The sequence below is a fragment of the Pseudomonas sp. SG-MS2 genome, from assembly GCF_009933855.1.
Lineage (GTDB): Bacteria > Pseudomonadota > Gammaproteobacteria > Pseudomonadales > Pseudomonadaceae > Aquipseudomonas > Aquipseudomonas putida_E.
Map to the genome: position 1 here is coordinate 1 of NZ_MOMO01000112.1, position 4,813 is coordinate 4,813.

Annotated in this window: 6 protein-coding genes and 1 pseudogene; 1 reads left to right on the top strand and 6 read right to left on the bottom strand. The window is 58.6% G+C overall.

What is annotated here, in order from left to right:
• Positions 1–276: 276 nt before the first annotated feature.
• From BLX42_RS08985 to BLX42_RS09000, 5 genes and pseudogenes are all read right to left on the bottom strand, one after another.
• Complete coding sequence (locus tag BLX42_RS08985) at positions 277–540, bottom strand: hypothetical protein (RefSeq protein WP_161871614.1); 264 nt, start codon at positions 538–540, stop codon at positions 277–279.
• Positions 537–830, bottom strand: a complete 294-nt coding sequence (locus BLX42_RS08990; RefSeq protein WP_161871615.1) for a hypothetical protein — start codon at positions 828–830, stop codon at positions 537–539. The genes BLX42_RS08985 and BLX42_RS08990 overlap by 4 nt, the downstream gene beginning before the upstream one ends.
• A gap of 74 nt (positions 831–904) precedes the next feature.
• Entirely contained in the window at positions 905–1,123 is a 219-nt protein-coding gene (locus BLX42_RS08995; RefSeq protein ID WP_161871616.1) for a hypothetical protein, read from the bottom strand.
• 24 nt (positions 1,124–1,147) lie between these two features.
• A complete protein-coding gene (locus BLX42_RS26845; RefSeq protein ID WP_256671951.1) occupies positions 1,148–1,360 on the bottom strand; it encodes a hypothetical protein in 213 nt (70 codons plus the stop codon).
• Between the two features lie 13 nt (positions 1,361–1,373).
• Positions 1,374–1,517, bottom strand: a pseudogene (locus BLX42_RS09000) (DUF2514 family protein); the annotation flags it as partial.
• Between the two features lie 199 nt (positions 1,518–1,716).
• On the opposite strand from BLX42_RS09000, the gene BLX42_RS09005 reads away from it, so the two are divergent.
• The gene (locus BLX42_RS09005) at positions 1,717–4,464 is read left to right on the top strand and encodes a DUF4214 domain-containing protein (protein ID WP_161871617.1); all 2,748 of its coding nucleotides are present in this window, start codon (positions 1,717–1,719) and stop codon (positions 4,462–4,464) included.
• 127 nt (positions 4,465–4,591) lie between these two features.
• On the opposite strand, the gene BLX42_RS09010 is transcribed toward BLX42_RS09005, so the two are convergent.
• Positions 4,592–4,813: hypothetical protein (locus BLX42_RS09010; RefSeq protein WP_161871618.1), on the bottom strand; the 222-nt coding region annotated here is incomplete at its 5' end.

Genomic DNA, 4,813 nt, shown 5'->3' on the forward strand with positions numbered 1-4,813 from the left:
GGGCTTTCGAATGTGGAGGCCGAGGTCGGAATCGAACCGGCGTAGACGGATTTGCAATCCGGTATCAACGTGCTACTTTGTTGACCTAAATAGCTCAAGCCCTTGTATTGAAAGGGTTTTCAATAATGAATCTGTATATTTATACATTATCATTTGGGACATTCGATGTCCCAGAATTGTCCCACGCTTCCTGCCGGTCCTCTCCGACGTTCTACCGACCGATTCCATTCCTTTATATAGCTACTCGCAAAATGGGCGGCTTGCCGGCCCCCTTGATCACCTGGTACCCGCCTTTTGGTCAGCTTCGGACTCTCCAAAGAGACCAATGGCCCAAGCTTCCTCGTGCTCAATCAGAGCCCACACCCTTGCCGCCTCGGCAAGCTCGAGCATGTCGCACAGGCACCCATCATCAACTTCCCGGCGCCGGCGCGCAGCGAATGCCATCTCGCTGAGCACGGCCGCGCGTCCGTCGGGGTCCGTGACGAGGGCAAACCGGTTATCAAGCTCAGCCAGCCAGGCTCGTGGTAGTTCGGCCATCATTCAGTCCTGCACCACCACGACTGCGCATAGATCACGCCGTCGATCTCCTCCACCCCATTGATGTTCATACCGAGCTGGGCCATGCCGTTGACTTTGGCATCGAGCAAGCGCGAGATGATGTCCGGCCCGGGTGTCGGGTTGAACACCCACGCTTGGGTCGCGACTCGGCCCAGCACTTCGCTGTGATGGTCACCAATATGGATGTCAGCCCGCAGGGGCTTGATCTTCCTGAGGCGATCAGAGGGGATAGCCACGCCATTCTCGCGGCGTCGAACGAGGAGGAAGTACATGGGGCACCGATACTGTATAAAAACACAGCATCGTATAGAGCAGGCGCCTTGCGGGCAATTGCCGATCAGCGGACCTAATGGAGGGGTGGCAGCTCTTTACCGCGAGCCGCGGCCATAGCACGAAGTTGGTAGTCGGTGACCGCCTGGTACTGCGCCTCGGCGATTATGCGCAGACGCTCCAGCTCTTCCGCTGGCTCACCCGAGGCCTGGGCCTCATGGTAACGCCTCCATGCCTGTACGGCGTTGGTGTACATGGGGTGATCGGGGTAGAGGATCGGCGGCTTACACTTCATCGGAGCTCCATTCTGAGGCGGCCATCACTGAATGGTAGACGGTGCCCGTCCTGCTTGGATTAACTGGTAATCGATAACCGCTTGGTGTAGCGAATCCGCCAGTAAGCGCAACCGCTGAACTTCACTCGAAGGCAAGCCGGCGGCCTCCGCTTCGTGATACTCCCGCATAGCATCGATAGCCTGCTTGATCAGCGGCTCACCCGCTTCCACCAGCCCAATAAAAGTGCGCTTCCCCACCACCCTGCTCCGATCAGTTGATCAGCGCATTATAGGATGCTTCGCAGGCCAGGCCGGCTATTCGGGCACGGTCATAAGCTTTCGCCAGCTCTCCCGCTCGAGCCTCAGTCCGTGCGAGTAGGTCGGAGAACACCATGGCAGCACGTGCGGCCACCTCGCGCTCGACCGATCAGCAATAGAGAGAGGATGAGGTAGACAGTAAGCCCAATGATGGCCACTTGCTTTTATAGGTGGATACGAGTATCTAGACGGTGATGCCTTCAGTTCGGCTCACCCTCTCGATGTTCGCTGAACTTTCTATTGATACAGGTGGGGAGGCAGGGTTGAACTCCACTTTTTAAGAAGCAGGTCTCCCCTTGTCATCCAACACCGCACCCAAATTCGCAGCTGTAAAAACCACTACCAAGGTTTCCGTTTTCAGCCAGCCGGACCTCAATGGTTCGGATGCTAACCCCAGTGATGAAACCGAAAACGCCAACTTGGCGAGCATCATCAAATCGGTCATCAACAACGGCGGCAACTACAGTCTGGATACCTCGATCCAGAGTTTCACCGATCCTGACTTCGCGACCAAACTGGCAAGCAGCGGCTTTTTCTTCATGACCGACATGGAGAACGGGAATCCGAGCTCGGCTGCGTTTCTGCCAGACTCTGCCAAAGATGCCCTCGAAAGCTGGGTGGGCAGCGGCGGCGTGATCATGATGACCGGTACGTCTGGTGCGCCTGATACCCAATTCCTGAATACCGTATTCGGCTGGGATCTCACGACCAAAAGCGGGGCAAGCTGGAGCCTCAATAGCGCAAATGCAGCCGGAACACCTTTTGACGGTGGTCCGGCAATCTTGAACAACCTGTCTGCGACTGACTCTATTGGCAAAGGCACGGTTGCCAATTTCAAGGCCATCTATGGCACGGACGATGACGCAACTGTCGCGGTGATTTCGTATGGCGCCGGGACCGTCATTTTCCTTGGCTTTGATTACTACGGCGCCGGTATCGCCGGGACGGGCTTCCAGGTCGACGCGCCTCAGTATCTGCAGGATGTGACTACCGGTGCCGCCAGCACGGATGCCTGGGTCACCGAAATGATCCCGCGTGCAATGCAATACTCTGCTGAGCTGTCATCAGCCTACACCCTCAAGCAAGGTGGAGCTAGCCTGACGTCGAGCAACATCCTGGTGGTTTCCGACGAAGACAGCGACATCGTCACCGTTACCGCAACGGCGCTCACGGCCGTGCAGAAAGACAGTAGCGGGGCGATCATGACGTCCAACAGCCTTCAGCCTTCCGACAGCGACCTGCTGGGGATGATGACCCTGTCGCCGACGCCGGTGCTTGATGGTACGAAGGTAGAAGGCAGCCTGACCTGGACATTCGACTCCGGCAATGAAGCCTTCCGCTACCTGAAAGCGGGCGAACAGCTGCTCTTGGAGTACACGCTTGTTGCCGACGACGGCAATGGCGGAACCGAGCAAACTACGCTGCAGCTGGTGATCTCGGGCACAAACGACCTCCCGACAATCCAGGGCGTACCTGTGTCGCGCGAGGCGGTCACCGTTGGCACTCCAGCAACCTTAGCCAACTTCACCGTGCAGGATGTAGATGCCACCGAGCTAACGGTCAGCCTGACTGCCGTGAACGGGCAGATCGGTGGCCTCAGCGGCTGGACCAAGGTCGGTAGTGTCTGGTCCAAGACCGCTACGGCGGATGTGCTCAACGCAGCATTGGCCAATGCGACCTTCATCGCAACGCGGGAAGGCGATGCCAGCATCGAGGTGAGCGTCACTGATGAAACCGGCACCGCTGTCAAGACAGTTTACGACCTGAAGGCCAAGCCGACTGTCGTTAACCCGACCGTTGAAGTGGACGGTGTTAACGTTACCTATTTGGATGCATGGCTGCCGAATGGCGATCTTGGCCGGCAGGTCGATATCCCTGTGATCACTTCCGGTCGTACCGAGCAAACCGGCGCCGCCAACGTTGCGGATATTCCGCTGGTGCAGACCGGAAACGCGCTGCTGCTTTCAGCACAGTTGCCGATCGGTTTCGGCCTGAAAGCCCAGGGCGGCAATGTCAGCACCGCCGCGAATTCGCTGGCGAACCTGATCGAGTCGATCAAGGCGGTCAGCGCTGTCAACAACAGTCACGACCAGGAGCACCTGACCAGTAATGGTTCTGCCTTCCTCGCAGGCCTGTCCGGTGACTCAGCGCTGCTGGTGCAAACCTTGACGCCGTTAGCCAGCAGCAACGCCGCGCCTTCGGCACCGCTGGTGATCAATGGCTCGATCGACGCCAATCAGCACACTGCACTGGTCATCGATGCCTCTTCCCTGCCGGCCAGCAGCACCCTTCAGCTGAACAATGTCGACTTCGCCTCGGTGGTTGGCGCGGTGACGGTGATCGGCTCCCAGCCGGGGCAAATGCTCAGTGGGGATGCCGAGAGCCAGACCTTCGTGCTAACCGGTAACAGCGGCAGCCAGGTTTACGCCGGCGGCGGCAATGACACCATCGCGGTCAATGCTGCGGCGCCGGGTGCCTCGGCCAGTTCCAGCCTGATACATGGTGGTTCGGGTGCCGATACGCTGGCCTTCAGTGGCGCACGCTCGGACTATGTGATCGAGCAGCGCGACGGCAGCGTGGTGGTCACCCGTGTCGATGACCCCTCGCAACAGACCACGTTGATCAACGCAGAGAGCCTGCAGTTTAGCGACGGCAACCTTGGCGTCGAGTCGCGCTCGGAACTGGGTCTGATCGCCGGCCTGTACCATAACATCCTTGGCCGCCAGGCCGACCTCGGCGGTTTCGAGTACTGGGGCCAGCAGCAGAGCAGTGGTAGCCAGAGCCTAGGACAGATCGCCCTTAACATGATTGCTTCATCAGAAAGTTTCGCGGCGGGCCATGGCTTCACCAACGATATAGGTAACGATCTTGAGGTGTTGTATCGCGGCCTGTTCAACCGGGACACCGATGCAGAAGGCAGGGCGTACTGGACCGGGCAAATGCAGGACGGGATGAGTCTGCAAGAGGTTGCCAACTCGATGGTGGGGTCTATCGAGATGAGCGCCAACACGCAGCGGGCAGGAGAGTGGGACTTTATTCTCTAATCTGAAAATTCAGGAAAGGCCTCTTTGGAGGCTTTTCTTTAAACATCATACCGGCGCGAGTAAACGGCCCCAGCCTTGTGCCCGCTCCCACAGGCAAAGCCACGGAATACGTGGCCTGCACTATGGTTTATGGCGACTCGGCTCCCACAAGGGCGCCGCCGCCTGGCCAGCCGTTTCGTTCATCCTCTGCCATCAGCGCCCAAGCCATATCCTCATCCTTCACCCCACCTTTGCACGCCGCATAGCGCGCCTCACCGCCGACCCGCAGACCGGCGTACATCAAGCCAGCCCGTCGCTTGTCTGCGCCCAGGGCGAGCAGCATCTCGTAGAACAGCGCATCGCACACGGC